General features: G+C 71.8%; 21 protein-coding genes. 3 read left to right on the forward strand and 18 right to left on the reverse strand.

Annotated features, from left to right (window positions below; translation table 11 throughout):
• The 15 genes from ACIQVZ_RS38695 to ACIQVZ_RS38765 all read right to left on the reverse strand — a co-directional run.
• Nucleotides 1-1,447: condensation domain-containing protein (locus tag ACIQVZ_RS38695; RefSeq protein WP_402456799.1), on the reverse strand; the 1,447-nt coding region annotated here is incomplete at its 3' end.
• Between the two features lie 13 nt (nucleotides 1,448-1,460).
• Nucleotides 1,461-1,733, reverse strand: a complete 273-nt coding sequence (locus ACIQVZ_RS38700; RefSeq protein ID WP_402456800.1) for an acyl carrier protein — start codon at nucleotides 1,731-1,733, stop codon at nucleotides 1,461-1,463.
• Between the two features lie 14 nt (nucleotides 1,734-1,747).
• On the reverse strand, nucleotides 1,748-3,442 hold the full coding sequence (locus tag ACIQVZ_RS38705; protein ID WP_402456802.1) for an acyl-CoA dehydrogenase: 1,695 nt from the start codon (nucleotides 3,440-3,442) through the stop codon (nucleotides 1,748-1,750).
• On the reverse strand, nucleotides 3,439-5,190 hold the full coding sequence (locus ACIQVZ_RS38710; protein ID WP_402456803.1) for an acyl-CoA dehydrogenase family protein: 1,752 nt from the start codon (nucleotides 5,188-5,190) through the stop codon (nucleotides 3,439-3,441). The genes ACIQVZ_RS38705 and ACIQVZ_RS38710 overlap by 4 nt, the downstream gene beginning before the upstream one ends.
• Nucleotides 5,187-6,953, reverse strand: a complete 1,767-nt coding sequence (locus tag ACIQVZ_RS38715) for a fatty acyl-AMP ligase (protein ID WP_402456805.1) — start codon at nucleotides 6,951-6,953, stop codon at nucleotides 5,187-5,189. Before ACIQVZ_RS38715 ends, ACIQVZ_RS38710 begins: the two co-directional genes overlap by 4 nt.
• Before the next feature lie 170 nt (nucleotides 6,954-7,123).
• Nucleotides 7,124-7,333: an MbtH family protein gene (locus ACIQVZ_RS38720; RefSeq protein ID WP_402456807.1), complete on the reverse strand. Its 210-nt coding sequence runs from the start codon at nucleotides 7,331-7,333 to the stop codon at nucleotides 7,124-7,126.
• A gap of 63 nt (nucleotides 7,334-7,396) precedes the next feature.
• Nucleotides 7,397-8,980, reverse strand: a complete 1,584-nt coding sequence (locus ACIQVZ_RS38725) for an MBL fold metallo-hydrolase (RefSeq protein WP_402456809.1) — start codon at nucleotides 8,978-8,980, stop codon at nucleotides 7,397-7,399.
• A 166-nt stretch (nucleotides 8,981-9,146) separates the two neighbouring features.
• Nucleotides 9,147-9,953 (reverse strand): enoyl-CoA-hydratase DpgD, encoded by an 807-nt coding sequence (gene dpgD, locus ACIQVZ_RS38730; RefSeq protein ID WP_402456810.1) that lies wholly within the window; start codon nucleotides 9,951-9,953, stop codon nucleotides 9,147-9,149.
• Nucleotides 9,943-11,226 carry a (3,5-dihydroxyphenyl)acetyl-CoA 1,2-dioxygenase DpgC gene (dpgC, locus tag ACIQVZ_RS38735; RefSeq protein ID WP_402456812.1) on the reverse strand — a complete coding sequence of 428 codons (1,284 nt, stop codon included), beginning with the start codon at nucleotides 11,224-11,226 and terminating at the stop codon, nucleotides 9,943-9,945. Before dpgC ends, dpgD begins: the two co-directional genes overlap by 11 nt.
• Nucleotides 11,223-11,885 (reverse strand): enoyl-CoA-hydratase DpgB, encoded by a 663-nt coding sequence (gene dpgB / locus ACIQVZ_RS38740; protein ID WP_402456813.1) that lies wholly within the window; start codon nucleotides 11,883-11,885, stop codon nucleotides 11,223-11,225. The genes dpgC and dpgB overlap by 4 nt, the downstream gene beginning before the upstream one ends.
• 11 nt (nucleotides 11,886-11,896) lie before the next feature.
• Nucleotides 11,897-13,018 (reverse strand): 3,5-dihydroxyphenylacetyl-CoA synthase DpgA, encoded by a 1,122-nt coding sequence (dpgA, locus tag ACIQVZ_RS38745; protein WP_402456815.1) that lies wholly within the window; start codon nucleotides 13,016-13,018, stop codon nucleotides 11,897-11,899.
• Between the two features lie 94 nt (nucleotides 13,019-13,112).
• Nucleotides 13,113-15,542, reverse strand: coding sequence for an aminotransferase class I/II-fold pyridoxal phosphate-dependent enzyme (locus ACIQVZ_RS38750; protein ID WP_402456817.1), 2,430 nt, complete (start codon nucleotides 15,540-15,542; stop codon nucleotides 13,113-13,115).
• Entirely contained in the window at nucleotides 15,539-16,552 is a 1,014-nt protein-coding gene (hppD, locus tag ACIQVZ_RS38755; RefSeq protein WP_402456818.1) for a 4-hydroxyphenylpyruvate dioxygenase, read from the reverse strand. The genes ACIQVZ_RS38750 and hppD overlap by 4 nt, the downstream gene beginning before the upstream one ends.
• Nucleotides 16,553-16,581: 29 nt before the next feature.
• Nucleotides 16,582-17,382, reverse strand: a complete 801-nt coding sequence (locus tag ACIQVZ_RS38760) for an alpha/beta fold hydrolase (RefSeq protein ID WP_402456820.1) — start codon at nucleotides 17,380-17,382, stop codon at nucleotides 16,582-16,584.
• 583 nt (nucleotides 17,383-17,965) lie between these two features.
• Nucleotides 17,966-18,094, reverse strand: a complete 129-nt coding sequence (locus tag ACIQVZ_RS38765) for a hypothetical protein (protein WP_402456822.1) — start codon at nucleotides 18,092-18,094, stop codon at nucleotides 17,966-17,968.
• Between the two features lie 32 nt (nucleotides 18,095-18,126).
• Between ACIQVZ_RS38765 and ACIQVZ_RS38770 the strand changes: the two genes are divergently transcribed.
• Nucleotides 18,127-20,061, forward strand: coding sequence for an ABC transporter ATP-binding protein (locus ACIQVZ_RS38770; RefSeq protein ID WP_402456824.1), 1,935 nt, complete (start codon nucleotides 18,127-18,129; stop codon nucleotides 20,059-20,061).
• Nucleotides 20,062-20,097: 36 nt separating this feature from the next.
• On the opposite strand, the gene ACIQVZ_RS38775 is transcribed toward ACIQVZ_RS38770, so the two are convergent.
• The 3 genes from ACIQVZ_RS38775 to ACIQVZ_RS38785 all read right to left on the reverse strand — a co-directional run bounded on the left by ACIQVZ_RS38775 (nucleotide 20,098) and on the right by ACIQVZ_RS38785 (nucleotide 22,251).
• The gene (locus ACIQVZ_RS38775) at nucleotides 20,098-21,087 is read right to left on the reverse strand and encodes an ABC transporter permease subunit (RefSeq protein WP_402456826.1); all 990 of its coding nucleotides are present in this window, start codon (nucleotides 21,085-21,087) and stop codon (nucleotides 20,098-20,100) included.
• On the reverse strand, nucleotides 21,084-21,986 hold the full coding sequence (locus tag ACIQVZ_RS38780; protein ID WP_402456828.1) for an ABC transporter ATP-binding protein: 903 nt from the start codon (nucleotides 21,984-21,986) through the stop codon (nucleotides 21,084-21,086). Before ACIQVZ_RS38780 ends, ACIQVZ_RS38775 begins: the two co-directional genes overlap by 4 nt.
• A gap of 82 nt (nucleotides 21,987-22,068) precedes the next feature.
• Complete coding sequence (locus ACIQVZ_RS38785; RefSeq protein ID WP_402456830.1) at nucleotides 22,069-22,251, reverse strand: hypothetical protein; 183 nt, start codon at nucleotides 22,249-22,251, stop codon at nucleotides 22,069-22,071.
• 119 nt (nucleotides 22,252-22,370) lie between these two features.
• Here ACIQVZ_RS38785 and ACIQVZ_RS38790 point away from each other — a divergent pair, with 119 nt between their 5' ends.
• Together ACIQVZ_RS38790 and ACIQVZ_RS38795 are read left to right on the forward strand one after the other, a co-directional pair.
• Nucleotides 22,371-23,519: a sensor histidine kinase gene (locus ACIQVZ_RS38790; protein ID WP_402456832.1), complete on the forward strand. Its 1,149-nt coding sequence runs from the start codon at nucleotides 22,371-22,373 to the stop codon at nucleotides 23,517-23,519.
• Complete coding sequence (locus ACIQVZ_RS38795; protein WP_402456833.1) at nucleotides 23,516-24,184, forward strand: response regulator; 669 nt, start codon at nucleotides 23,516-23,518, stop codon at nucleotides 24,182-24,184. Before ACIQVZ_RS38790 ends, ACIQVZ_RS38795 begins: the two co-directional genes overlap by 4 nt.
• Nucleotides 24,185-24,186: the final 2 nt, after the last annotated feature.

A 24,186-nucleotide genomic window follows, 5' to 3' on the forward strand; every position in this document is an offset into this window, starting at 1 on the left:
ACACCTCAACACCGTCACACACCACCGCCACCGCACCCGGCGACCGCACCGCCTGCGCCGCGAACAACCCCGGCACCGACACCCCCGGCAGAACCACAGCAGTGTCGTTCCACTCGTCCACGATCCGATGGCGTTCGGCCGCGTCCAGCACCTCGAGCCCGGCCACCGCGTCGCCGGGCTCGGCCGTGGCGAGCGCGTGCAGGATCCGGTGGTAACGGTCGGCAATCTCCGCGCCCGAGTTCGGGTCGTGGCGATTGCGGTTGAGCTGGACGAGGGTCTGCAGGCCGTCGCCGCGCGCAGTGCCGATGAGGTCGATCTTCAGCTCGTCGGCCGGGCCGCTGGACAGGCCGATCCGTACGGCCTCGCAATCGCCGAAGCGCAGCGGCCGGTCGACGGTCATGACGTTGACGCTCAGGCCCCAGAGCGAGCCGTGGCCGACCAGCCTCCGGTCGGCGAGGATGTCGCGGATCTGGTAGCGCTGGTGACGCAGGCCCGCGCGCAGGGCCCGCGCGGTGCCGTCCAGGAGCTCCTCGACGGTGGTCCCGCGCCCGATCACGAAGCGGACGGGCAGGACGTTGGAGGTCATGCCGGGGACGCCGAGCTCGCTCATGGTGGTGCGGCCGCCGACCGGAACGCCGATGGCGAAGTCCCGCAGGCCGGTGACGCGGTGGTGGTACAGGGCGGCTGCACTGATCGCCAGAGTGGCGAAGCCGGTCCGCAGGCGGCGCGCGGCCGCCCGGAGGTCGGCGGCGTCGCCGGGGGCGACGTCCCGTGCGCACACCACCGGGTGGCCGGCCAGCCGCCGACCGTGTGCCTCCCCGGCCGGCGGGAGGTCGGACAGCGCCTCCGCCCAGAACCGGCGGTCGGACTCCAGTTCGATCGAATCGCGGTAGGCGCGGTCGGCGTCGAGCAGCACCGACAGCGGGCGCAGCGCGCCGCCCTCGGGCTGCTCGCCGCGCAGCGCGCCCGTGTAGAGGGCGGCCACCCGGGCGGCGAAGGTGGTCAGGCTGCTGCCGTCCAGCGCGGCGTGGTGGATCCGCTGGTACCACAGGCACCGGTCCTCGCCCAGGACGAGGACGGCGTGGGCGGACAGCGGTCCGCCGGTCAGGTCCACCGGGCGACCCAGATCCGCGGTCATCCACTCCCGCGCGGCCGCGTGGGGGTCGGCCGCGTCACGGAGGTCGACGACGCTCACCGGGTGGTCCTCCGCGGCGCCGACGTACTGGCGCGGCGACTGCCCCTCCAGGCGGAAGCGCAGGCGGTAGGCCTCCGCTTCGCCCAGGGCCCGGCGGGTCGCCGCCACCAGCAGATCCACCCGCACGGTGCCACGGAGGTCGAGGTACTCGGCGATGTTGTACGCCGGGTCCTCGGGTGCCAGTTGCTGGGCGTACCAGATGCCGAGCTGACCGGACATCAGCTCGTGCGATTCCGCCTGAGGCGCAGCCATTTCCCGTTATCCCCTATTCGGCAGCGAGGCCCACGAGGTGGGCGGTGAGCGCGGACAGCGTGTCGATGTCCCAGAGCAGCGTGGGCTCGATGGGCAGATCCAGGTGGTCGGTGATGTCGCCGCAGAGGGCGACGACGTACACCGAGTCGAGGCCGTACGAGGCGAGGGAGGCCTCGGGGTCGATCTCCTCGACCGGCATCTGCAGGAAGTGCGAGACGCGGTCGGCCAGCCAGGCCGCGATCTCCTCGGGTGTGCGCTGTGACAGCGTCAGTTCCGCTTCGGTCATCGGTGTTTCCCTTCTCAGCCCGCGATCGGGCGGGCGGTCAGATCGAGGAGGCGTCGCTCCTGGCAGCGCTGGACGGCCAGGTCGAAGAGCCGGTGCTCGACGTCCGCGCGTTCGGCGGGCGTGAGCACGGGCTCGCCGCCCAGGCGTCCGATGAGACGGTCCAGCACACCCAGCAGCGCCTCCTGCGGGTACTGCGTGCCGCCCTGGCGCCACACCGCGAGCGCGGCCGCGGCGGCGAGCAGCACGGTGTAGCGGTCGGCCAGGGCGAAGGCCTCCGGCGGAGCGTCGATGGTGATGCCGGCCGGCCCCAGCTCGCCGCAGCGCTCGCGCAGGTCGCGCAGCTCGGCCTCCAGGCGGGCGGCGAACCGGCCCAGCGGGCCCTGGTCGCGCGCTGCGGCGGCCTCAGCGATAACGCCGATCAGGCCGTCGCCGCGCGGCATGCCGGCCGCGAGCCGGTCGAAGGGCAGTTCGGGAAGCGGCCCACCGAGGTCGAAGACCTCCTTGGCCGCGGCACCGTCGGCCAGCCAGGACCGGCGGGCCAGCCGGGGGAGCTGGGGCAGGATCATCACCAGGCAGGCGGCCCGCGAGACGTGCGCGAACGCGGCGGGGGCGATGTCCCGGGCCATCTTCTGGAAGATTGCGTACGGGCCTTCGCGCAGGTAGCCGGCCGCTCCGAACACCGACCGCAGGTCCTCGAACCCGTCCAGCACCAGCCGGGAGGTCAGGTACTTGGCGGCGGGGGCGTAGACCGCCATCGCCTCGGGTTCCAGGTGCAGGGTGCGCAGGCCGACCGCCGCGAAGGCGTCGACGGCGAGCAGGTCCGCGAACGCGCGCGCGATGGTGGCGCGGACGTACGGGATGTCGGCGGCGGTGCCCCCGTACAGGCGGCGCTCGAGCGCGAACTCCACCGCCGTGCGCAGCGCGGTGTCGAACGGCCCGACGCTGACAGCCGGCAGGACGGCCCTGGTGACCTGGTAGGACCGCAGCGCGATCTCCATGCCCTGACCGACGTTCCCGATCAGGGCGTGGGCCGGCGCCGGGCAGTCGGTGAAGCGGATGCCGCCCAGCTGGACACCGCGCATCCCCGAGCTGGGGAACCGCGGCAGGTCGAGCAGCCGGTTCCCGGGCAGTTCGTCCCGGGTGACCAGGAACTGGCTGTGGCTGCGGCTGCCGGCCTGCTGGCCGGTACGGGCGAACAGCACCATCGCCGGGGCGCGACGCAGGTTGGTAACGATCTCCTTGCGGCCGGAGAACACCCAGCCGCCGTCGGCCTGACGGGCGGTGAACCCGGCCTGGGCGAAGTCGTTGCCGTGGGCGAGCTCGTGGAACGCGGCGGCGATCTTCTGGTTGGCAAGCAGCAGGTCGGCGGCACGCCGCCGCTGCTCCTCGTCACCACTGGTCCAGATGTTGACGGAGGCGATGAAGGAGGCGAAGCCGTAGCCGAGGCCGAGCGCGGGGTCACGCCGCCACACGGTGCGCATGACCTCGGCGAGCGTGTCGGCCCGACGCAGCCGGCCGCCGTAAGCGGCGGGCACGAACTCGGCGTTCAGGCCGAACTCGTCGAGCAGGTGCTCGCCCTCGGCGTGCATCTCCTGGCGCTCGTCGGCGGCCAGCACCTGGACGTGGCCGACCGGGTTGGCGGCGTCGCGCGGGTCCCCGAGCAGGGCGTCGAGCTGCTCGGCGCTCGCGAGGTGACTCAGCTCGCTCATGCGGGTGCTCCTTCGCTGCGGACGGCGGACAGGGGCAGTGGCGCTCCGAACGGGGTGACGGGCGCCCCGGTCTCGGCAGCCTCGGCGATATGCCGCGACAGCGCGGCGTCGATCCGGTCGTCACCGGGAGCGGGGTCGGGCGCCGGCGTGCGCAGCGCGGCGGCCAGGCGGGTGCGCAGGGCGCGCAGCGCCGCCCGTACCCAGAGCCCGTCCTGCCAGAGCGGTTCGCCCCTGTGGCCAGCCGAGCCGTGCACCCACAGGTGCAGGACGGCCGCGCCGGCGTAACAGAGCTCGTACGCGGCGGCCAGCTCGTACGCGGGCATCGGCGGCCGGGCCGCCGGGCGGACCTCGGCCATCAGCGCGCCGAGGCGGCGGGCGGTCGCGGACAGGGCGGCGGCGTGCTCGGCCAGACCGTCCGGGGCGCCGTTCGCCGTGAGCGACTCGGCCAGCGCCGGCAGCGACTGGACGAGCGAGCAGCCGCGCCGGGAGAGCAGCGACTGGCCGGCACGGTCGAGCGGCCGCAGCGGGGTACCGGAGGCGACCGCCTCGGCCAGTCCGCCGGTGTCGACGTCGCCGGCCTCCAGGGCCCGGGCGAGGCGGGGGAACTGCTGGGCGAGGCCGCTGCGGTTGACCGGGGTGCTGCCGTCGAAGACGGCGACCACCTGGTGGTCGCGCCAGATCTTCTGGAAGGCGCCGTGCTCGTACGTCCCGGTGAGGTACGAGCGCACGCCGAGCAGTTCGGAGAGCTCGCCGAGCAGGGCGTCGACCAGGGTGGGTGCCAGCGACTTGACCACCGCGGAGGTCACGCTCAACTCCCCGGTGAGGCTGTGGATCGAGCGGGCGCCGAGCAGTGTGGCGGCCTCGGCGGCGGCCAGCAGGGCGGCGCAGCGCGCGAGGATCGAGCCCGGGTAGGCGCGGTCGATCAGCGGCCGGCGCTGGATGATCCGCTCTGCGGTGAACCGGGCGACCAGCCGCAGGCCGTGCTCGCCGGCGCCCAGCGAGAGGCCGCCGCAGGCGATGCGGGTGAGCTGCAGGGAGCGCAGCACGGTCTCGATGCCGCTGCCGGCCGGGCCGATCAGCGCGCCGGCCGGCAAGGTCGCGCCGTCGAACTCGATGCCCGAGATGTCGATGCCGCGGATGCCGTGGGTGGGTGCCTTGGCCAGGTTCCGCCAGGTGCCGGAGGCCAGTTCGGCCTTGTCGACGACGAACAGGCTGTGGCCGCGGGCGGTGCCGGGCTCGCCGGTGCGGGCGAGCAGGGTGAGCCGTCCGCCCCGGGTGGCGTTGTTGATCGGCCACTTGGTGCCGTCCAGCCGGTAGCCGTCACCGGTCGCGGTGGCGGTGAGCCCGCCGTTGAGCAGGTCGGCGCCGTGCTCGGGCTCGGACAGGGCCCAGGCGATCGGGGTGCTGGCCAGGATCGCGGCGGCGGTTTCGGCGGCCTGCTCGGGGGTGCCGGCGTCCCAGACCGGAGCGGCGCCGAGGTAAGTCTTGCCGTGGGCCACTGCGGCGCTGACGTCCCGGCGGGCGACGGTCCGCCAGAGCGCGATCAGCTGCTCGTGGTCGTCCAGGGCGCCGCCCCACTCGGCCGGCACGTAGTACGCGGGCAGGCCGAAGGCGTCGAGCTGCGCGCAGACCTCGGCGGGGAAGTCCTCGGCGACGTCGAGGGCGGCGCTGGTGCAGGCGAAGTCCTCCGGGTCGCCGAGGGCCGCCTCCAGCGCGGCCTGCGGCATACCGTCCAGGGCGGTACTCATGCCGCACCACCGCGCGCGATCACGGCCAGCTGCGGGTCCAACTCGGCATGCAGAACGGGCAGTTCACCGGACAGGAAGCGCTCGCGCATCGCGGTGCGCTGGATCTTGCCGCTGGTGGTGCGGCTGACCGTGCCGCGCCGTACCAGGAGGACGTTCCGGCAGGGCACGTCCGCCTCGGTGGAGAGCCTGCGCTGGACGGCGGTGGCGACGACGGGCAGGTCGTCGGCCTGGACGGCCGGGCTTACCTCGTGAACGACGACGATCCGCTCGTCCGGTGCGGCGATGCCGAAGGCGGCTCCGACGAAGCCGGTCAGGGCCTCGTGCGCGGCGCGCGCCTCGCGTTCCACGTCCTGCGGGAAGAGGTTGCGACCGCGGACGATCATCACTTCCTTGAGCCGGCCGGTGACGACGACCTCGCCGTCGACGATCGCGCCGAGGTCTCCGGTGCGCAGCCAGGCGGTGTCGGGCTCCTCGGGCAGGCGGGCGCCGAACACGGAGTCGTTGAGCTCGGGCCGGTTCCAGTAGCCGCGTCCGATGCTCGTGCCGCTGACCCAGATCTCGCCGACCGATCCGTCCGGCACGGCCAGTCCGGCGGCGGGGTCGACGATCCGCACCCGGATGTCGTGTGGCGCGCCGAGCGCGACCAGCGGGCGGCCCTGGCCTTCGGGGACGGGGTGGACCTCGGGACGCTCGGCGTCCTCCAGTCGGGCCCGGTCGACGGAGAGCACCTTCGGCGGGGTGCCCAGCCGGGTGCCTGACACGTACAGGGTGACCTCGGCGAGCCCGTAGCACGGTGACAGGGCGTCCGGCCGAAGACCGGCAGGCGCGAAGCGCGCGGTGAAGGCGTCCAGGGTGGCGGCGTGGACGGGCTCGGAGCCGTTGCAGATGCGGCGCACCTGCGAGAGGTCCAGGTCGGCGAGGTCCCGGTCGCTGATCAGCCGTGTGCACAGGTCGAGCGCGAAGTCGGGGACGGCGGTGACTGTGCTTCCGGAGCACTGCATCAGGCGCAGGTACTCCACCGGCCGGCGGACGAAGTCGCTGGGCGACATCAGGGTGACGGGCGCGCCCGCCATCAGCGGCGTGGTCAGCATCCCGAACAGGCCCATGTCGTGGTGGAGCGGCAGCCAGCTGCCGCAGCCGCCGGGCCCGTCGCCGAGACCGAAGTATTCGGCGATCGTCCTGATGTTGGCGAGGATGTTGCCGTGCGAGAGCATCACGCCCTTGGGGCGGTCGGTCGATCCGGAGCTGTACTGCAGCACCCCGAGGGTGTCCGGCGGCAGGTCCGGTTCGGTCGGCATGGCGGCCTCGCCGGGGCCGGCCTCCCCCGCTGCCTCTACCAGGACGGTCTTGAGACCGAGCGCGACCAGTCGCTCGGCGAGCGCGTCCCGGTGGTCACCGGTGGTGACGGCCAGGGCTGGCGAACAGTCGGCGGCGATGGCCACGGCCCGCTCGGCCGCGGTGGACGAGCCCCCGAGCGGCGGGGTGGGCACCGCGATCAGGCCGGAGAACAGGCAGGCGAGATAGAGCTCCACGAACTGGGTGCAGGTCGGCAGGGCGATCAGCACGCGGTCGCCCGGAGCGAACCGGGCAGTCAGCCGCTCGGCGCGCAGCGCGGCGCGGCGGGCCAGCTCGGCGAAGCTCAGGCTTTCGTGCTCCGCAGCGTCAGAACCGCGGAACATCGTCAGCGCGGTCGCCTCCGGTTGCCGGGCGACCTGCGCGGCGAACGCGTCCCGCAGGTTCCGGTGGTCGGTGGGATCGGACATCGCGGCACCCCTTCACAAAACGGGCCGGGCCCTGGCGGTCGCCAGGTCCTCCGGCCGGAATGACGTTTCCTCGGCTCATTCGCCGGCCGCCGGGCGGCGGAGGATGGCTCCTCCGCCGGGCTCCCGGCGCGGGCGGACGACTGCTTCCGCTGCTGCTACGTGCTTTCCGTCTACTTGCTTTCCATCGCGGCGATCAGGCTCTTCGGCCGCAGATCGGTCCAGTTGGTCTCGATGTAGTCGAGGCAGTCCTGGCGGGCGGCCTCGCCGAAGACCTTCTGCCAGCCCTCCGGAATCTCGGCGAAGACCGGCCAGAGCGAGTGCTGGCCTTCGTCGTTGACCAGGACCAGGTAGGAGGCCTCGGGATCGTCGAACGGGTTCACAGCGAATTCCTTTCGTGCGGGATTTTCCCGGGATCGGTTCCGGTTGGGTTCACCTGGCCTGTTTCACCAACGCCACTCGCGCTGGTTGAGAAGGTGCTCGGCCTTGATGCCGCGGTCGGCGCACCAGGTGAGGAACTCGTTGATCTGCTGGATCTGGTAGGTGTCCTCGCTGTACGTGGTGGCCATGACGTGGCCGAGCCAGTGCTCCTCACCCATGGCGTAGATGTAGGCCTCGGTGGCACCGAACTCGGTCATGATCGCCGCGGCCTGCTGGGCGTTGGAGCCGGAGAGCTTGCGGGAGCGGCTCATCTTCTTCGGCACCGGGCTGGTCAGCAGCGCCTGGTAGAGCCAGGTCAGCGGCGCGCCGTCGCACTCCATGCCCAGGAAGCAGATGTCGGCGGTGCCCAGGTGGTTGCGGATGTGCCGGTAGAGGATCGGGTCGATGCCCGAGGAGTCCGCGCCGACGAACACCGACTTGCCGGCCAGGTCGACCCAGTAGGTCGACTTGGCGCGGATGTCCAGGTCGCAGTGCTCGCCGAGGAACGGCGTGGCGACAACCTTGCCGCCGGGGAACGGCACCTCGTCGAAGTCGTCCACCTCTACGACTGGGAGGCCGAGCTCCTTGAGGTAGAGGCCGATGGACGGGTCCACGAGGTTGCCGCGCGAGGAGCGGGGGACGACGACGGCGCCGACCCGGCCGCGCAGCTGGAGCATGGTCTCCAGCACGATGTGGTCCTGGTGACCGTGGGTGATCAGGACCAGGTCGATGAAATCGGGCAGGTCGTCGTAGGTGTACCGGTCACCGGCGCTGCCGTCGGCGCTGATGAACGGGTCAGTGACGATCGCCGCCTCCGGCGTCTGGAGCACCAGGCACGCGTGGCCGAAGTAGCGGATCCGGCCGCCGGCCTCGATGTGCCGGTCCTCGGACACGCTCGGCCGGTCGGACAGCAGCCCGGGCAGGAGGGCGGCCTGGGCGTCGTCGAGCTCCAGGGCCTCACACAGGCGGTCCACCGTGGTGGGGCGGAACCGGGCCCGGAACAGCTCCTCGAGGCCGGCGTGCCGGAACGGGATCTTCGCCTCCAGCACGTCGGGGGAGGCCAGGCGCGGCGTGCTCAGGATGAACGGCCGCTCGACGCCGGGCTCCAGGGAGAGCTGGATCGACTGCCGGTCCTCGCTGTACAGCCCGCTGCAGTACGCCAGCGGCTCCATGAAGTGCACGGCCGCCTGGTTGCTGGTGTCGTAGGCCAGCTCCACCAGGCCGCCCAGCTCCTTGGGCAGCTGCGGGTAGAACGGCGTCAGGTCGTACCCGGTGGCGTTCTCCCGCAGCAGGTTCTCCGCCTCGGCGACGGCCTTGGCGAAGGCCAGCATGCCCGCCCGGTCCGTCTTGATCGAGTCGAGCAGCTCGCGGACCTCCGCGCTGCGCTCCTCGGCGATGTTGACGAAGTACCCGCCGCGCAGCTCCGGGTTGACACTCGCCGCGACGTGCACCTGCGGATTGTCCAGATAGGACTCCAGCATGGGCACCTGAAGGAATGCGAGATTCATCGATGCCTGCACCGGAGCCACCGTGTGGAACCAGGCGTAGAACCGGTCCACCAACGGCTCGATGATGACTCGCGAACGCAGGAATTTCTCGTCGCCGCTCATCACTGCACCACCCCCAGGAATTCATCGAAACGAGTCAGCGCACGGAACCCAGAACAGTCGGCCGAAATATTGGCGGCCGAGTGGCGGGGCACCTTCCCCGTATCCGTGCGGAACGAACTCGGCCCACTCTGGCACGGGGCCGAAGGATTGATCAACATGTTCAAAATCAACGGTCCCGCCATTGCGGCTCGCGGTTTTCGGCGAATGCCCGCGGGCCTTCGACGACGTCCGAGCCGAGGCGGCGGCGCCGCTCCCAGGCGTATTCGGCGCTGAACGCCTCCGGCAGCGGCAGGTTGAGCGACCGCAGTGCCGCCTCCTTGATCGCCCGGACCGCCAGCGGGGCGGCCCGCAGCAGGTCGTCGGTCCACTCGCGGACCGCCTCGTCGAGCCGCTCGGCCGGGACCACCTGGTTCACCAGCCCGAACCGCAGCGCGGTCCTCGCTTCGAGCCGGCGGCCGGTGAGCAGGTAGCCCATCGCGGTCTTCAGCGGCAGCTGCCGGGCGAGCCGGAACACCCCGCCCGCGCCGGGCACCAGGCCGAGCCTGGCCTCCGGCAGGGCGAACTCCGCGTTCTCGGAGGCGACCACGATGTCGCAGGCCAGTGCGAGCTCGAAGCCGCCGCCCAGCGCGTAACCGTTCACCCGGGCGATCAGCGGCTTGGCCAGGCCGAAGCGCTCGGTCAGTCGGGGCCAGCCGGGCTGGCCCCGACTGCCGAAGGTGGTGGCCGCGGCCCCGCCCGCATCGATCCGGGCGCGTTCGCGCAGGTCCTGGCCGACGCTGAAGGACCGCTCGCCGGCGCCGGTCAGCACCACGACCAGCACCTCGTCGTCGGCCTCAACGTCGTCCCAGATCGCGGCCAGCTCCTCGTGGGTGCGCTGGTCCATCGCGTTGAGCACCTCGGGCCGGTCCAGCGTCACGTACGCGACCCGATCCCGCTTCTCGTAGCGGACCCGCGGCCGGTCGTTATCGGCCACCGGAGCCGCCGTCCCGCGCCGTGAACCGGCCGACCTTGCCGATCACGTCCTCGCTGTACAGCCGCAGGGCCTGCTGTAGCGCGAACGCGGCCATGTACCGGCGGAACTCCTCCGGCGGATCCTCGCTCAGGTTCAGCATCCGCCGGTTGGCGACCACGGCCTCGCCCTGCAGCGCCTCCAGCGCGCGGTCGATCGCCTCGCCCATGGCCTCGGGGGCCACCACCTCGTCCAGCAGGCAGCGCGCCTGGGGCTCGGAAGCATGGAGCTTGCGGCCACCCAGAATGATCTGCCGGGCCAGCCGCGCCCCGGTGGCCCGGGTCAGCCGCATGTTCGCCGCGCCGGGGACGATGCCCTCCTGCGCGGCCGGCAGGCTGACGTAGGAGTCCGTGGCCGCGATCACGTGGTCCACGGCCAGCAACAGCTGGCAGCCCCCGCCGATCGCGAAGGCGTCCACCGCCGCGACCCAGGGCTTCTCGACGACGGCCGGGCGCCAGGCGGGACCGTCGTCGAGGATCAGCCCCCGGATCAGCTTGTGGATGTAGCCGAGCTCGCGCCGGAGCAGGAAGTCGACCAGCGAGATGTCACCGGCGTGCAGGGCCTTGAGGTTGATCCCGGCGCTGAATACCCTGCGGCCGCGGTAGCGGTGATGGCTCATCACCCCTCCACGCACCAGCCCGACCCGTACCTCGGGATCGAGCAGCGCGAGGTCGACGGCTGTCTCCATGTCGTCGACCTGTCGGTTGTCCTCGGCGTTCAGGCAGTCGTCGCGGGTCATGGTGATCCGCGCCGCGCCGTCCACCCGCTCCAGCCGGGCGGTACCGAGGTCCACCGCACCGGAGCGGCGGAAGTCCTGCAGCAGCTCCAGCGCACGCTCGGTGGGGCGGCGCATAGCGTCCAGCAGGTGCGGGCCGGCCATCGGCGAGCCCAGCACCTGACTGAGGAACAGACCCTGGTCGATCTCGTGCCCGGCCTTCTCCTCCTGCACCAGCGCCCGGTCGGCGGCGAGCTGCTCCTCGGTGGGCAGGAGCCCGGGGAAGGCCGCCGCGGCGGCCCGGCACAGCTCCGCCAGCCGCAGCGGGCGGGTGTGGTTGTCGGTGACCTCCGCGTAGACGGCCTCCACGTGGGCGTCCAGGAAGGCCGCCCGCAGCTCCCGCAGGCCGTCCACCGGGGCCCGCCCGGCCGCCCGGGCGAGGTCGACGCGGGCGACGCCCAGGCCCTCCCGCCCCTCGCCCACGGCCAGGGGGCCTTCGACGGATGTCGCCCGCGCCGTCATGGCGTGGCGTCCGCGGTGCGGCGGAGCAGTCGGTCGCAGGCCGCGAGGTGGGCGCCGAGTGCCTCCTCGAAGCTGGTGGTGAGGGCGTCGAACATCAGCCGCCGCCGGATGGCCAGATCGGCCCCGGGCAGCTGCGCGGTCCGCTCGGCCAGCCGCGCCACGGCGCCCGCCGGGTCGTCGGTCAGCTCGTCGACGAGCTGGATGGCCAGAGCCTCGGCGGCCTCGACGGCGGTACCGAACAGCAGCGCCCGGCGGGTCACCGCGTTCTCTCCCCGGCGGGCCAGCCGGTACATGCCCATGCCGGGCCAGACGCCGCCGTCCGCGGCCTGCGGCACCAGACGCGCCGAGGGCTCGGCGACGCGGTGGTCGGTGGCCAGCAGCGCCTCCAGGGCGATGCCGCCGACCTCACCGCTCGCAACGGCGACGGTCACCGCGGGCAGGCGCTCCAGGCGGCGCAGCACGCGCTCCCACTTGCCGACCAGACCCACCGTCAGGCCCTCGGTCCACCCCGGCTTCGGGGTGCCGGACACCTCCAGGACGACCGGGCCGCCCGCGCCGCCGTCCTCCGCCCGGTCGCACAGCTCGTTCAGTGCCGCGACGCCTTCGGCCGACGGCGCCAGCGCTCCGTCGATTCGCAGCCTCAGGCCGGTGTCACCCATCGTTCTCCCCTTCACCATTGGACCAGCGCCGTCTCGATCGTGGAGCCGGGGCCCATCGTCATCAGCACCCCGTGGTCGCCGGGTTCGACCGCCCGCTCCCCGAGCAGTCGCTCGTAGGAGAACAGGAACGAGCCGCTGGACAGGTTCCCGTAGTCGCGCAGCACCCCGGTGGTGTGCCGCACGTCGTGCCGCGTCAGACCGAGGTTGATCCGGACCGCGTCGATGACCTTCTTGCCGCCGGAGTGCACCAGCCAGTGCGCGATGTCGCTGCGGCGCAGGCCGGCACCGGACAGCAGCCGGTCCACCACCCGCTCGGCGTTGGCGCCGACGACGTAGGGGATCTCCGGGTCCAGGAAGAAGCTGAACCGGTTCTGCTCGTCGTCCCAGTCGTAGCGCATCGCCCCGACGGCGTCGGTGATCAGGTGGCTGGCGAAGGACAGGATCCGGGGCCCCTCGGGCGCCGCCTGATCAGGCTCCGGGGCGGTCACGACGATCGCCGCGGCGCCGTCCCCGAAGAGGCTGTTGACCACCGCGGTGCGCATGGTCGAGTCCATGACGTACGCGGCCGAGCACGCCTCGGCGCAGACCATGACCGCGACCTTGCCCGGGTTCGCGACGGCCCACGCAGCCGTGCCGTTCAGGGCGTTGAGCCCGGCGTTGCAGCCCATGCCGACCACGTCCACCCGGTGGCACGAGGGGTCGATCCCCAGCTCACGGATGATGAGCGCGCTCAGGCCCGGGGTCAGGAAGCCCGTGGTCGTCACGCAGCACAGGTAGTCGATCTGGGAGAGGTCCAGTCCGGCGTTCTTCAGGGACTCCTGCAAGGCCCTGGCTCCCATGTCGACCGCGATCCGCTTGTGCTTGGCCAGCAGCTCGCCCTGGATCTCCGGGACCGGCTGCCCGTCGGGGCCGGCCGGCGGGATGGTGAGGAAGCGCCGCTCGATGGCGCTGTTGAGGAACAGCGACCGGATCCTGGGATCGGTGATCCCGAAGCGGTCCAGCAAGTCGCGCTGGGAATACGACGTGCTCGTGACCGCCGTCCCGACCCCGGCGACCCGCGCCATGGTCGGGACGGACGGCGCGGCGGTCACCGGGCTGTCCAGCAGACCGGTGGCGGAGCGTCCTCTGTTCACCGGAACGTCCACCCCCACATCCGGGGCTTGCTGCGCGGCGGGAGCACACGGCTCACCATGACGATCACCCTTTCCGTTCGTGTCGGTCCGGCGGTCAGCCGGCTCGGGACTCGGACTCGATGAAGCGGGCCAGCCTGGCGACGCCCTCCTCGAGTTCGGCGTGCGTCGGGTAGCTGGTGGAAAGGCGGATGGCATGCTCCCCGCCGCCGAGCGGGTAGAAGTACGACATCGGCGTCCAGATCACGCCGAACTCCTCGGCCGAGCGCGTCAGCGCCTCGTTGTCGGCGCGGAAGGGGACGTTCAGCGTCAGGAAGAACCCGCCGCTGGGCTTGTTCCAGCGCACCCCCAGGACCGAGCGGCGCGGCTCGGGCAGGTGCTCGTCCAGCGCCTTCAGCGTCACCCGCATGGCGCCCTCGTAGTGGGCGGTGGCCTCGGTGTTGATCTCCGCGAGCCGCCCTTCGCCGGCTAGCAGCATGCCGGCCGCGGCGGCCTGGCTCAGCGGCGAGGTGTTCACCGTGATCATGCTCTTGAGCTTGGTCAGCTCGTCCGCGAGCAGACCGGCACCCGCCACCGGCTGGTCGGCGATCGCGTAGCCCACCCGGGCGCCGGGGAACAGCGTCTTGGAGAACGACCCCAGCTGGACGACCCGGCGGTCGCGGTCCAGCGACTTCAGGGTGGGCAGCTGCTTGCCGGGGCTGACCAGCCGGTACGGGCTGTCCTCCAGCACCAGCAGGTCCAGCCGCTCGGCGAGTTCCAGCAGCGCGTGGCGGTTCGCCAGCGACATCGTGTTCCCGGACGGGTTGGCGTGGTCCGGCACCACGTAGAACGCCCGCGGCCGACGGCCCAGGGCCCGCTGCTCGCGCACCACGGCCTCCAGCTCAGCCGGGTCGAAGCCGTCCTCGCGCTCGGCGACCCCGGCCAGCCCGATGTCCAGCATCCGGGCCGCGCCGGTGATGCCCACGTAGCAGGGGCTGGCCACCAGCAGGACGTCCTCCGGGCCGGAGATCAACGCGCGCAGCGCCAGGACCATCGCCTCCTGGCAGCCGACGGTGACCACGATCGAGTCGACCGGGACGTCGACGTCCTCCTCCTCGCGCAGCCAGTCGGCGATCAGTTCGCGGATCTGGCCCCGGGTCGGTCCGTACTGGAAGAGCGCCTCGCGCTGCTGCTTCGGCGTGAAGCCGCGCTGCTCCAGGTGGCCCAGGTAACGGCGCAGGTAGTCGAAGATCTGCTCGGTCTCGAAGTGCTCGTCGTACGGTCGGCCCGGCGCGAACGAGATCGCCTGCGGGTAGCGGCGGGTGATGTCGTTGAGGAAGTTCATGGTGTCCAGCACCGGGTCACTCAGGCTCGGGTGCAGGTCCGCCATGCCCAGGCCGCCCGGGGCGGCCGCGGTCCTCGCGGGCGGCGCCACGGCGGGCTCGACGGCGGCGGCCGCCTCGCTCGCCGCGGGCAGCGGCGCCACGCCGGTCCGCAGCAGCGCCGGACCGGCCTCGGCGACCGAGCCGACCCCGGCCAGGCCCATCGCGTCCACGAGTTCGTCGACGACGATCCGCAGCACCCGCTCCGCGCCCTCCCGGCCCTCGGCCGCCAGGCCGTAGACCACCGGGCGCCCGAGCAGGACAGCGTCGGCACCCAGCGCCAGCGCGGCCAGCACGTCCACGCCACGGCGGACGCCGCCGTCGAGCAGCACCGGACAGACGCCGCCGACCGCCTCGGCGACCTCGGCCAGCACCTCGAGGGTGGCCGGGGCCCCGTCGAGCTGGCGGCCGCCGTGGTTGGACACCACGATGCCGTCGGCGCCGGCGTCGACCGCCCGGCGGGCGTCGTCCGCGGACAGGATCCCCTTAAGCAGGATGGGCAGCCGGCTGATCGAACGCAGCCAAGCCACCACCGACCAGTCCAGCGCCGGGTCGAACTCGGCTGCGGCGTGACCGCTCGGGGAGGAGTAGTCGGCGCCGGCGAGGTTGGCCGGGGCGATGCCGGGCGGCAGCCGGAAGTCGTTGCGCAGATCGCGCGTCCGGCGGCCCAGATGGGGTGCGTCCACGGTCAGTACGAGCGCCTCGAAGCCGGCCCGCTCCGCGCGCTCCACCAGCCGCCGGGTCTCCTCGCGGTCCCGGAAGCAGTAGACCTGCGCCCACAGCGGAGCCGTGGCGGCGGCGGCCACGTCCTCGAAGGTCCGCCCGGCGAAGGTGCTGACGACCAGCGGGACGCCGAGCGCGCCGGCGGCCTCGGCGGTGGCCGTTTCCCCCGCCGGGTCGGCGAGCGTGTGGTACGCGACCGGGGCGACGGCCACTGGTGCCGCCCAGGTACGGCCGAGGATCCGGGTGCTGGTGTCCGGGCGCCCCCCTCCGGCCAGCACCCTCGGCCTCAGCCGCACCTGCTCGAAGGCCGCCAGGTTGGCCCTCAGCGTGCGCTCCTCGCCCGCGCCGCCGGCGATGAAGTCCCACACCGCCGGGTCCAGGCGCCCGCGCGCCGCCTCGGCGATGTCCGCCAGGGTCAGGGCCGTTCTCCCTACGGCGCTCATTCGGCAATCACACGGTCGCGCTCGACCGCCTCGTACAGCGCCCGGATGTTCGCGCTGCCGAAGCCCCGGGAGCCGCGGCGCTGGATCAGCTCGAAGAAAAGGGTGTTCCGCTCGTAGGGCGAGCGGGTGAACAGCTGCAGCAGGTGGCCCCACTCGTCGCGGTCGGCCAGCACGTGCGCGACCTGCAGGTCCGCGATCTCCTCGGACAGGTCACCGAGCCGCTCGACGAGCATCTCGTAGTACGCGGCCGGCGTACTCAGGAAGTCGACGCCCCGGCCGCGGAACTCGTGCACCGCCGGGACGATCTCGTCCACCAGGAAGGCCAGGTGCTGCACACCCGGTCCGCTGTTGCGCTCCAGGAATCGGTCGATCTGCCCTGCCTGCTTGGTCCGGTCGGGCTCGATCATGGTGAAGGTCGCACCGCCCGTGACGCTGCGCACGACGATCGAGTCCATGGCCTGGTCGCCGAACGCGACGTACTCCGAGGAGTAGCGCTCCAGGCCGAGGGCCTGGATGTAGAAGTCGGTGGTGTCGGCCAGGGTTCCGGCCTCCAGGCAGACCGCGATGTGGTCGAGCGTCCGTATCCGATCCGCCCGGCCGGTGGCGCCGTTCAGCGCGCTCCACTCGCGGCCGACAGGCAGCCGCCGGTCGGGCGAAGCGGGCACCAGGGAGTGGCGCACGTCGCCGAAGCCGGCCACGGCCGGCCGCCCGCCCTCGCCGCGGACGGGCCGCGCCCCGGCGGCGAGCGCCGCCTCGTAGGTCGCGCTGACGTCGTCCGCGCTCAGCGCGACGTCGGCGATGCCGTCGCCGTGCGCGTCCAGGAACGCCTCGGCCCCCCGTCCCGAGGTCACCAGGATCTGGACCTCGCCGCAGCGCAGCGCGGTGGAGTGCGTGTCGCGCTCCACCGACTCCGCCACCGGCGTGAAGCCCATCGCCTCCACGAAGTAGTCGAGAACGGGCTTCGGCTCGCTCGTGTACAGCTCTACGTACTCGATGTCACGCACGCCCATGACAGAGAACTCCCCACGCTACGGATTGGCTAGTTTTTGTCAAGAAACTCGATGATTGCCGAATTGACTTCGCCCGGACGTTCCAGGTATCCGATGTGGCCGCACGACGGAATCCGCACGAGATCACAGTCCGGAATGGAATCGGCAACCTCCGCGCACAGGTGGGGCGGGGTGATCACGTCGTCGGCGAAGGCGATGACCCGGCAGGGCACGGAAACGTTCCGCAGGGCCGCACGCCGGTCGTCGTCCGGGTCGGCCCACGCCTGGCCGGGGGCGGCCCCGTCGTCGCCGGCCAGCTCGAAGAGGTCGAGCCAGTGGGCGACCTCGGCGTCGTTGTCGCGGGTCGCGGGCGACAGCATCTCGAGCACCGACACGGCGGCCTGGTAGGCGGGCGGGATCACGATGCCCTCCGCCTGCCGTGCGCGGTCCGCCAGCAGGTAAGCCCGGCGGAACGCGTCGACGCGGGCCCGGGTGCCGATCAGGACCGCACATCGGACGAGTTCCGGGCTGGTGAGGGCCAGTTCCTGGGCGATCATGGCGCCCAGCGAGGTCCCGACCACCCGGCAGGGTCCGAGCTCGAGGGTCTCGATCAGGCCCTTTGTGTCCCTGACCATGTCGTCCAGCGAGTAACGGCCGGCCGGCGCGCCCGTCGGCGCGATGCCGCGGTTGTCGAAGGTGACGGCCCGGTAGCCGGCCCGGACCAGCGCCGGCGTCTGGTGCATCGTCCAGACCCGGCCGGGCGCCCCCGACCCCATGATGAGCAGGACGGGCTCCCCGTCACCGGCACTCTGATAGGAGATCCGAATTCCGTTGGCGTGCACGAAAGGCATGATTCGGCTACACCCTTTCCCCGGGCGAAAGGCGTTTACCGCGATTCTTCGCCAACATGTTCCTTCACCCTGTCACCGGCCCCGCGAATTCCAGGCGAAAGGACCATGGCACGGGAACAGTTCCTCCTTCAACGGCGTTCGCGGGCACACCGCTCCGATTGGCACGTGCGAAAGGCGACGGATTCGTGAAAGGCGCCGGCCACCGAATATCGCCACCAGCTCGGCGGGAGGCGCCCGGCGCCTGTTCAACCGCGCTGTCGCCGCGGTTGAACGTTCCCGCCCAACCGCTCCGGACGCCCGGCGGGCGCGCTGGTACGACGACAGCCGGTGCGGCGGGCGCGGGTGGGCGTGCCGCGGAGCAGCATAGCCGGGCCGGCCCTGCCGACACCCCCTCCGAAGAGTGCTCACGCTGACAGAACTCGCCTATCAGGAAGCCGAGTTGAGCTGGCGTCCGGAAGGGGGTACCGCAGGCCGGACGGCCTCTCGGCGCCTTGTTCCGCATCCCGCACAGGACATAGCCTCGACCCGCCCGAACCGGTCTCGGGCCAGGCTCCGAGCAGGCCGAACGCGCTCGCCGGGGCTGTCAGCGGCCGGGCACGCCGCCGTGACCGCGCCGCATCGTCGGCACGAACGTCGCCCCGTCGGCGACCATCCGGCCGTCCACCACGCGTGTGCCGCGCAGCCGCGCAGGACACATCAGGAAGGTACTCAACTGTGAGTCTGTCGGGACCATTTCTACCGCGCATGGACAAGCGCGTCACCAAACAGCAGGTGAGACCCGGCACGCTGCGGCGGATCCTTCCGTACGCCGGCAACTGCCGCTGGGCCCTGGTGACCCTGGTGATCGCTGCCATCACGGACGCGGTCATCACGGCCGGCAGCCCGCTGGCCCTCAAGGCGGTCATCGACGAGGGCATCCTGCCGAACAAGCTCCACGTGGTGGTCTGGCTGGCCGTGGGCGTCGCCGTCCTGGCCCTGGTCAGCGCGGTCGCCGTCTACGTCCAGACCCGGCTGTCGGCGCGGATCAGTGAAGGCCTGATCTACGACCTGCGGACCGAGGTGTTCGACCACGTACAGCGCCAGCCGCTGGCGTTCTTCTCCCGAGCCCAGACCGGCTCACTGGTCAGCCGGCTGAACTCGGACGTGATCGGCACGCAGCAGGCGGTCGGCTCGTTGCTGTCGCAGACGGTGTCCACCGTGCTGTCGCTCGTCCTGATCACCGCCGCGATGTTCTACCTGTCCTGGCAGATCACCCTGGTGGCGATGCTCCTGATCCCGCTCTTCTTCCTGCCTGCGAAGGCGATCGGGCGCCGGCTGCAGCGGCTCGCCCGGCACGGCATGGAGCTGGACGCCGAGATCGGCTCGCTGATGAACGAGCGGTTCAACGTGGGCGGGGCGATGCTCGCCAAGCTGTACGGGCGCCGACAGGACGAGTCCGCCCTGTTCGCCCGGGAGGCGGGCCGCGTTCGTGACGTCAACATCACTCAGCTGACGGTCAGTCGACTGTTCTTCGTCATCGCCACGCTGCTCGCCACCCTGATGACCGCGATGGTCTACGGCTTCGGCGGAGGCCTGGTGATCCACGGTTCCTTCGAGATCGGCACCCTGGTCGCAATGGCCACCCTGCTCGCCCGTGTCTACCAACCGATCAACCAGATCTCCAGCATGCAGATCACCGTCATGACGGCGCTGGTGAGCTTCGACCGGGTCTTCGAGGTGCTCGACCTCAAACCGCTGATCACCGACAGGCCGGACGCCCGCCCGGTCGACACCGCGGCCAAGGCGCCGGACGTTGAGTTCGACAACGTCTCGTTCCGCTACCCGGCCGCCGAGGAGGTCTCGCTCGCCTCGCTGGAGTCGGTCTCACTGCCCAGCGCGGAGTCCGAGTCCGACGCCTGGGTGCTCCGGAACATGACCTTCACCGTCAGGTCTGGTCACATGACGGCACTGGTCGGCCCCTCGGGCGCCGGCAAGAGCACGATCACCCAGCTGGTCCCCCGGCTGTACGACGCCACAGAGGGCACGGTCCGCGTCGGCGGCTCGGATGTTCGCGGCCTCACCCTGGACTCGCTCGGCACGGCGGTCGGCGTGGTCTCCCAGGAGACCTACCTGTTTCACGACACGATCCGCGCCAACCTGCAGTACGCGCGCCCCGAGGCCGACGAGGAGGAGCTGGTCGAGGCCTGCCGGACGGCCCGGATCTGGGAGACCATCGCGGCCCTGCCCGACGGCCTGGACACCGTGGTCGGCGACCATGGCCACCGGCTCTCCGGCGGTCAGAAGCAGCGGCTGGCGCTGGCGCGACTGCTGGTGAAGAACCCGCCGATCGTGGTGCTCGACGAGGCCACCGCCCACCTGGACTCGGAGTCGGAGGCAGCGATCCAGCGGGCGCTGAAGGCCACTCTCGCCGATCGCACCTCGCTGGTGATCGCCCACCGACTGTCCACCATCCGGGAGGCGGACCAGATCTTGTTCGTCGAGGCCAGCGAGATCCGCGAGCGCGGCACCCACGAGGAGCTTCTCAAGGCCGACGGCCGCTACGCGCAGCTGTACCGCGCCCAGTTCATCCGCCAGGCCGAGGCCGAGGCGGCCGGACCGACCGCGGACGGGCCGGAACAGGACGAGCCGGAACAGGACCGGAACGCCGTAGCGGCCGGCCGGGAACCGACCGGCCGCTGAGGCCCTGCCGCAGACGGATCCGCGGCCGTACCGCTGTCAGTTGAGCCGGCCGCGGATCCGCCAGAAGGAGAGAGCCGCCAGCCCTGCGCCGAGCACCGTGAAGATCGCGGTCTCCAGCAGCTGGAACGTCCAGTAGCGGTCGGCCGGCTGCTCGGAGATGTCCACGTGGATGTTGCCCTTGGCCAGGCACTCCGGCATCTCGGTGAGGGACTTGTTGTTGGTGCAGTCCTGGTACCAGTCGGAGTGGCCGACCTCCTTGCCCGACGAGTCGAGGATGTCGGTGGTCTTCACCACCCAGGGTCCACCGGGCACCCGCAGACCGCCGATCTCGCCGTAGGTTCCGATCTTCGTCAGGCCGCTGATGAGCGGAGCCGTGAGCGGCACCGTGGTCTTGACCGGGGTCTGGTAGTGCGGGCGGACCAGGGTCGGCACCACGATCTGGAGCGCCACGAAGACCACCAGGGTCGCGCCCATGGCGGGCACGGTGTGGCGGATGAACAGACCGAAGGTCAGGCCCAGCGCGAAGGCGAAGGCCGCGTAGCCGAGCGGGGCGATGTTGCGCGAGCCGAACAGCACCGGCTCGAAGCGGTTGTTCAGGATCGTGTTCACCGGCCCGGAGGCCCAGGTCAGCGCGATGCTGAAGACACCGGCCACCGCCACGCTGAACGCGCCGACGACGGCGAGCTTGACGGTCAGCCACTTACCGCGGGTCACGCTCTGGTTCCACACGAACCGGTGGGTGCCCGCCTCCAGCTCACGGGCGACCAGCGGGGCGCCCCAGAACAGGCCGATCGCCGCGGGAACGGCCAGGAGCAGGTAGCTCAGCAGATCCACCTGGCTGCCGTACTGGTCTGCCACCGTGCTCAGCTGGCTCGTGCAGGCACCGCCCGCACAGTGCGCGAGGGTGTCGTCGTAGGAGCTGTGGATCTGGTTACCGAGCACCACCAGATAGATCGCGAGCAGGAGCAGCACTCCCAGGCCGACGAACGCCTGCGCGCGGAACTGACGCCAGGTCAGCCAGATCATCGGTGGGCCTCCGTGGGCATCGGGGTGGGCTGGGCGACGCCCTCGTTCGCCCGGGTCATGTAGGCGAGGACCAGCTCCTCCAGGTCGACGGCGTCCACGCTCCAGGGGCCGGCGGAGAGCAGACCGTCGTCGGCACGGACGATCGCCGAGCTCTCGCGCAGCGTGTGCTCGACCCGGACGGCCTCGACCGCGACCGGGAGCTGGGTGATGTTCTGACGGGAGCCGGTGATCCGGAAGTGGCTCGCCAGCAGGTCCGACACGTCGCCGGCCAGCTGGATCCGGTGGTCGGCCAGCACCACCAGGTAGTCGCAGACTCGCTCCACGTCGGACATCGCGTGCGAGGAGAGGATGGCGCTCGCACCGAGGTCGGTGACGAACTCCATCAGGTTGTCCAGGAAGCCGGAGCGCGCCAGCGGGTCGAGGGCGGCTGCGGGCTCGTCGAAGATCAGCAGTTCGGGCCGCTTGGCCGCCGCGACGGTGAGCGCGAGCTGGGCCCGCTGGCCGCCCGAGAGCCGGCCCGCCTTCTGCTTCGGATCCAGTCCGATCTGGGCGATCCGCCGTTGCGCGAGCGGGCCGTCCCAGGTGGGGTTCAGCCGGGCACCCAGGCGCAGGTGGTCCGCGACGGACAGTTCGGCGTACACCGGCGTGTCCTGGGCGACGAAGCCGACCTTGGCCAGGTGGGCCGGGCTCGCGGCGGGCTCGGCGCCCAGCACGCGGATCGTGCCCTCGGTGGGCTTGATCAGGCCGCAGGACATGTTCAGCAGCGTCGACTTGCCGGCGCCGTTGGGACCGACCAGGCCGATCACCCGCCCCTGCGGGATGTTCAGGTCACAGTCGATCAGCGCCTGGTGGCGGCCGTATCGCTTGCCGAGTTTCACGGCTTCGAGTACCGGTGTCATGTGTTCCCTCGATCGAGGATCGCGAATCAGTCGTAGGTGGGGACGTCGGGCTCCCGGTCCCCCGGACAGGGGGCCAAGTGGATCAGCCGCGCGAACCGCGCCCGGAGCGCCACTTCTTGACGCCCCAGTAGACGCCGTAGATCACCGCGACGAGCACCACCAGGTTGAGCGCCCACCAGGCGTAGAGCAGCGGGCTCCGTACGGTCTTCTCGGCCTCGGCGGCGACGGAGAGGAAAGCGGGAGCGGAGGAAGTCAGATCAGCCATGACCTCAGCTTGCTCGGCGCGCACCCGCCCCCGCACCAGCCGAAAAGACGGTTCGGTCGAGGTCACTCGTACTTTCAGCCGGTTCGGTCGCCGGTCGGCGATCGCGTAGCGTGAACCGGGTGATTACCGCTCTTCGATCGGCCTTGGGGCCGAGGGTCGCGGCCAACACGGCGCTGGGAGTCGTGTTCGCCGTCGTGCTGTTCGTCATGGCCGCCCAGTACGCGGCCCAGGGCCGCCCCTGGATCTTCGACACCGCCGTCGGCTTGGTGGTCTGCCTGATCGCACTCACCCGCGAATGGAACCGGGCCTGGGCGGCCACCGTCGGCTTGGTGGTCGCGGGCGGCGCCGGCGTGATCGCCAGGCTCGCGCACCTGCCCGGCGAGCCCGGCCCCGGCGCCATGCTGGCCCTGCTTGTCCTCGGCGGGTCCGCGATCCGGGCGCTGTCCAGGTGGCAGGCCTGCGCCATCGCAGCCGCCGGGCTGGCGCTGATGGCCGCTGGTTGGCTGGCCGAGGAGGGCCCCAGCACCCCCGTCCGGGTGGGCACCGAGGTCTGGGTCCTCGCCCTCGGGGTCGGACTCGGCCTGCGCTTCCTGGACTACCGCCGCCGCACCGCCGCCGACGCCGTGCGACACGACGAACGGCTGATCCTGGCCCGGGAGTTGCACGACGTGGTCGCCCACCACATCACCGGCATCGTGGTGCAGGCCCAGGCCGCGCGGCTGGTGCGCCGCTCGCGGCCCGAGATGCTGGACGGCACCCTCGCGGGCATCGAGGAGGCGGGCGCCGAGGCCCTGGCCGCGATGCGACGGGTGGTCGGTCTGCTGCGCGACGCCGACGACGTGGCCACCACCTCCCCCACTGCCCAGGGCGTGGACCAGCTGACCGAGCTCGTCCACCGTTTCGAGGGCCACGGGCCGGAGATCGAGCTGCGACTGCCCGAGGAACGGGTGCCCTGGCCGCCCGAGGTGAGCACCACGGTTTACCGGATCGTCCAGGAGTCCCTGACCAACATCTCCCGGCACGCCTCGCACGCACGCTGCGCCGTCGTCGACATCGCCCAGAGCCCGGCCGACGTCACCATCTCCATCACCGACGACGCCCCGACCGGCCACGTCCGGTCCCGGCACCTGCAGAAGGGCGGCTTCGGCCTGATCGGCATGCGCGAGCGGGTCGAGGCACTCGGCGGCACGCTCACCGTGGGCCCGGAGGCAGGCGTCGGCTGGTCGGTGCTCGCCACCGTCCCGGTGCTGGCGAAGGAGTCGCGGTGACGATCAGCGTCCTGCTGGCCGACGACCAGGCGATGATCCGCAGCGGCCTGAAGCTCATCCTCGAGGTCCAGGACGACATCACCGTGGTCGGCGAGGCCGCCGACGGCGCCGAGGCAGTCGACCTCGCGCGGCGGCTGCGCCCCGACGTGTGCCTGGTCGACATCCGGATGCCGAAGCTGGATGGCATCGAGGTCACCCGGGCACTGGCCGGCCCGAACGTGGCCGACCCCCTGCGCGTGGTGATCGTCACCACCTTCGACCTCGACGAGTACGTCCACGGCGCACTGCACGCCGGGGCGGTCGGCTTCGTCCTGAAGGACGCCGGACCGGCCCTGCTGATCGAGGCGGTCCGGGCCGCCAGCGCCGGCGACGCCCTGATCTCCCCGTCGATCACCCTTCGGCTGATCCGGAACCTGGCCCCGACCCGGCAGAACAAGGTGTCCGGGCCCGCGCAGCCGCTCTCGCTGCGGGAGATCGAGGTCATCCGGGCCATCGCCCGGGGCCGGACCAACCAGGAGATCGCCGCCGCGCTGTTCATCTCGGTGAGCACGGTCAAGAGCCACCTGGCGACCATCCAGACCAAGCTCCGGGTCCGCAACCGGGTGGAGATCGCGGCCTGGGCCTGGGAGAGTCGCCTCATGGACGGCAGCGGTCCGTCGGCCTGACC

It is taken from the genome of Kitasatospora sp. NPDC098663 (assembly GCF_044760075.1).
In the GTDB taxonomy this organism is placed as follows: domain Bacteria; phylum Actinomycetota; class Actinomycetes; order Streptomycetales; family Streptomycetaceae; genus Kitasatospora.